Here is a 4,538-nt window from a genome sequence, read left to right as displayed (position 1 = left end):
CTTGCCCGCTTTTCCAAGTCCTTCTCGAGTTGCACTTATTAGTTGAATCCACGAAAAACAATAAAGATTATGTAAGCAGATCAAATGAGAAAAGAAATAAGTAATAAAATCAAGCTGGGAATATTTGTTATCATTGGGATAGCGGTACTCATTGTAGGAATATATTTTATCGGTGAGGGTCAGCAATTATTCCGACAAACCTTTCGGTTAATCGGAACATTTAACGATGTTGCCGGACTTCAGGCTGGAAATAACGTACGGCTCTCGGGAGTAAATGTGGGAGTCGTCGACCTTATCAGCATCGTGAGTGATACTTCCGTCAAAGTGGAAATCGTCATCGATGAAAGAGTCCGACAGTTTATCAGAAAAGATGCGATGATAAGTATTGGCTCGGAAGGACTTATGGGTAATAAAATGCTGATTATTACTCCCGGAACAGGTGATAAAAAGGTAATCGAGAACAACGACATTGTCCAAACATCCCGGCCAATAAATTTGGATGATATCTTTATATCATTAAAATCAACAATTGACAATACATCCCTTATTATTCAAGATTTATCGAGTATCACGAGCAGTTTGGAATCAGGAAAAGGAACAGTCGGAAGACTGTTAATGGATCGATCCATGGCACAAAATTTTGATTCCACGATTATTAATTTGAAAGAAGGTTCGGACGGATTTAAATATCTGGTGGATGATGTAACCGGTGGCTTCGCGCAAATCAACATAAAAGATATTCTACTGTCATTAAAAACAACGATGGATAATACATCCCGTATCACGGGTGATTTGTCATTGATTGTGAGTAATTTACAGTCAGGAGAAGGAACATTAGGGAAACTGCTGACGGATCAAGCGCTACAACAAAATATTGATTCCACGGTTATTAATCTGAAAAAGGGTACGGACGAATTTAATGTAGTTATGAAAAAGGCCAAAAACAGTTGGCTGTTATGGGGTCGTAAGAAAAAATGAAACAGAGTGACTTTTTTCGGAAATGATGAGCATGGAAATAAAAATTCTGTTGAGAGACCAAAAATCTATTAAAGGGAAAATAACCATAACCGGGTGGAGCGCAGTGCTTAGGCATAGAGAGACGACAATATGTTAAAAACCATATTTCAAGGTCTGGTATTTCTCTGCACGATTGGCACAACCTGCCTACAAGCCCAGTCGAATTCCTCTAAGCTAATTTGGCCATCTCTCGAGGAATTTAATATCAATGTACATGTCGATAAACCGGTATACTTGGTCGGCGACACCATTTACTTATCCATTTGGCTTAATGACAGTACGACAGCGGTTAATGTGACCCCGATACTGACAATCGAAGGAATGACGTTCGAACCCTCCGGCATTAATACATACTTTGCAGTCATTCCCCAAACGGTTACGCCGAACTCATACCGGGTTTTCATTAAAGTCCTAGATGTCCACTGGCAGCGTTTTTTCTATGAAACAAATTGCTTCGTGAATGTCGAAGAGAACCAGGCCTTTGAAAAGCTTAGCAGTTATGTGCATATGGGCCCCAGAGCCGGCGGTAATGACCCGAGAACCGCGGTCACTCTTGATCGCGGGCAGATCGAAAACCTGCGGGTGATCTTTGAGCGTGACAGTATTCGGGAGCACATGGGGCCGCAATTCGTCACGATCAGGACATCGGTGCGGTCGCGGGAAGGGATCGTGGTACATGCATTCGAACGGCGCGTTCTGACATTTCGAAGTTGGGGCAATTCAAATCGGGATCGCGTCATGTTCACCCAGTACCGGACAGCTTACGGCACCTATGCCGCAATCCGTCCGGAGGAATTCGAACAAGTGCTGTTGCAGTTTGACTACCTGCCCAATTGGGCGCTCATCAAAGTCAATATCCAACCTGATTATACTATCAAAATCGGTGAGAACGATCGGTTCAACTCCGTCACACACTATTATCGCGTCAAAGGGCCGAGGATCGAAACAAAATTCGTGCTTGCCATTCCCAAGGTTCTGTATGACACCCGGGCCAAGGGTACTCTCAACTACGGCAAGAGCAGTGCCATGGTAAGATTTCACTATGTGGAAGCGATATATGGTCTACAGTTCCCGGTCAGCTTTGGAGTAGGAACATTCGGCGTGAACTCGCCGATCGATATGAGTGCCGGCCGGGGTGGTTTTGCCGCGTCGATATACCTGGATGTTATCGAGCTTATCAGAGCGTTTGGGGGCTCCCCCAACGTAAAAGTCAATGCGGGCCTGGAAATAGCACCCTTTTTCCCTATCGAAAGGAAGTCACGGATATTGTTGGATGCTCAGGTGGGTGTTTCAATATGAGTTCTTTTTATTTTAGACGATTATTTTTATGGTTGGATATGATTAATTTTACTTTACTAAAATGTACTATCAGTTAACAAAACAGGTTCTGGTAATTAACAATATGGAGGTTTTAAATGAACAAACTCAACATTAAGGGAAATTGGAATGAGATCGCGGGTAAGCTCAAACAACAATTCGCCAACCTGACAGATGATGACCTGCTCTTCGCGGAAGGCAAAGAAGAAGAATTGCTGGGAAGGCTTCAGCAGAAGATCGGAAAAACACAAGAGGAAATACGCCGATTGATTGAAAAATATTAATGAGACTAAAAGCATGATTAAACGCAAAGATTCATTTGGTTCGAATCCAGATGCCATATTCCTCGGATGGCAGGAGATGCTTTCGGGAAGACTTATCGCACTGTATAACGTAGTAGCACGAAATCATCCGTCTTACGGTTCAACCGTAACGGACAGGACTCTACGCCACCTGAAACTTCAGATTCCAGATCAATCCCAACCCAGGAGTAATAAGAAAAATTTAAAATAGCCAGAAGAAACAGAAGAAAGGAGAAAATAGAATATGAACGACAAATGGGAATTCTACAAAGACGCCGAGAATCAATGGCGTTGGCGACGCACTACCCCGAACGGCAATATTATTGGAGCATCCACACAAGGCTATATGAATAAGACTGATTGCGAAGGGAATGCACGTCGAAACGGATTAGACGATAATTTATTAATTCAAGAAAGAGGTGAAGAAATGATGCAGAAAGAGTTGAATGAAGAAAACAAGGAAATCAAGAGCAAAGCGTATGATCTCTACGAGAAACACGGCTTTACTGACGGTAATGATTTTGTTGATTGGCTTGAGGCGGAAAAGCAAGCCGGGAAACGCTCCCGATTACAGCGCAACAGACAGACGAGAAATATTCTACTTACTATTGTGGGCTTGTTATGCGTTATTATAGCGATTCTATTAATCACACTGTTCAGTCGGACCCCCAAGGTGGATCTATCAAAACAGAGTTTGTCGGAGTTGAAGGTCATAATGCTCGTGCTTGATCCGAAGGAAGATGAGAAGGTAGTTGTTTTTGGCGACACGCATTTTGATTACGATCAGTCTACCCTTTCCCCTGAAGCGAAGACGCTGTTGGATAAGGATGTGCAGAGCCTGAAGGAAAATCCCGCGATAAATGTTCGCATGGCGGGATATACCTCTGCCAAAGGCACAGCCGAAATCAACCAGAAATTAAGCGAAAGAAGAGCCAATGCGGTCAAGGCCTATCTGATCGAAAAAGGGATAGCGCCGGAAAGAATCACTGTGATCGGATATGGCCGGACAAAGCCGGCATTGTTTGAAGTGTCCCCTGGTGATATTGACACGAAGGAAGCCAAAGCTAACATGCGTGTTCTTTTTGAAGTTGTTGTGAAATAAGAACAAATAACTCCTTAGGCCGGGAGATTATTTGTTAATAAAAATGAATATCATGTGGAAGAAAACATTTCTGATAGTGGCGTAACCTACATTGATGATTGCCCGAGTGAACGTGAAGGGTATTAGTCTTGACAATTTGAGGAGAGAATTATTAGATGAAAACCAGACAAAATTTTGCTTCGATTGCCGATGGCTGGGAATCACGGAGTCATATCAAGACCATCGTATTAATTGTGGCGACCGTTTGTGGGGGTTATCTCTGTTACAGGATAGCTGTGCCGTTCTTGTCCGTACTGGTCTGGGCTATAGTATTGGCAGTTTTGTTCAATCCGCTCCAACGGTGGCTTGAGTTAAAACTAAAGCATCCCAATCTGGCCGCAGTAGTCTGTATCATAATGATCGGCCTTGTCGTGGTCCTTCCCGCGACATTTGTGGGGCAAAGGCTCGTTCAACAAGTAGTGAATGGGGCGCAGCTCATCACGGCTAATGTCAAATCCGGCGATTGGCGGCATGCCCTCGAAAATCGGCCGCGCATTGCGTACCTCGCTGGCAGGATCGAGCAACAGTATGACCTGCCGGAAACCGTTGTGAAATTGAACAACTGGCTGACCAATACCGCCGGGTCTGTCGTTAAGGGTTCTGTCGTGCAGGTAATAGGCTTATGTCTGACCTTCTATCTACTTTTCTTTTTCCTCCGCGACCGTCGTAAGGCGCTTCAGTCGTTTCGGTATCTGTCGCCACTTACGGAAGCAGAAATGGACCGGCTGCTTAGCCGGGTCAACGATACCATTAACGCCACG

General features: G+C 44.1%; 6 protein-coding genes. All 6 read left to right on the top strand.

Going from position 1 to position 4,538, the window contains the following annotated elements; translation table 11 throughout:
* Positions 1 to 84 precede the first annotated feature (84 nt).
* Positions 85 to 978 carry a hypothetical protein gene (locus tag COT43_05895; protein ID PIS28684.1) on the top strand — a complete coding sequence of 298 codons (894 nt, stop codon included), beginning with the start codon at positions 85 to 87 and terminating at the stop codon, positions 976 to 978.
* Between the two features lie 129 nt (positions 979 to 1,107).
* On the top strand, positions 1,108 to 2,316 hold the full coding sequence (locus tag COT43_05890; protein PIS28683.1) for a hypothetical protein: 1,209 nt from the start codon (positions 1,108 to 1,110) through the stop codon (positions 2,314 to 2,316).
* A gap of 116 nt (positions 2,317 to 2,432) precedes the next feature.
* Entirely contained in the window at positions 2,433 to 2,618 is a 186-nt protein-coding gene (locus COT43_05885) for a general stress protein CsbD (GenBank protein PIS28682.1), read from the top strand.
* A complete protein-coding gene (locus tag COT43_05880) occupies positions 2,605 to 2,847 on the top strand; it encodes a hypothetical protein (protein PIS28681.1) in 243 nt (80 codons plus the stop codon). The genes COT43_05885 and COT43_05880 overlap by 14 nt, the downstream gene beginning before the upstream one ends.
* A gap of 33 nt (positions 2,848 to 2,880) precedes the next feature.
* Positions 2,881 to 3,738, top strand: a complete 858-nt coding sequence (locus tag COT43_05875) for a hypothetical protein (GenBank protein ID PIS28680.1) — start codon at positions 2,881 to 2,883, stop codon at positions 3,736 to 3,738.
* A 155-nt stretch (positions 3,739 to 3,893) separates the two neighbouring features.
* Positions 3,894 to 4,538 (top strand): AI-2E family transporter (locus COT43_05870; protein PIS28679.1); only part of this gene is annotated, 645 nt, incomplete at its 3' end.

The organism is Candidatus Marinimicrobia bacterium CG08_land_8_20_14_0_20_45_22, assembly GCA_002774355.1.
Lineage (GTDB): Bacteria > Fidelibacterota > UBA2242 > UBA2242 > UBA2242 > 0-14-0-20-45-22.
This window is presented reverse-complemented; position numbering and strand designations above follow the sequence as displayed.

Bases quoted from the DNA above. Each gene is read 5' to 3' on its own strand.
- COT43_05895 (PIS28684.1), top strand. From the start codon at position 85: ATGAGAAAAGAAATAAGTAATAAAATCAAGCTGGGAATATTTGTTATC.
- COT43_05890 (PIS28683.1), top strand. From the start codon at position 1,108: ATGTTAAAAACCATATTTCAAGGTCTGGTATTTCTCTGCACGATTGGC.
- COT43_05885 (PIS28682.1), top strand. From the start codon at position 2,433: ATGAACAAACTCAACATTAAGGGAAATTGGAATGAGATCGCGGGTAAG.
- COT43_05875 (PIS28680.1), top strand. From the start codon at position 2,881: ATGAACGACAAATGGGAATTCTACAAAGACGCCGAGAATCAATGGCGT.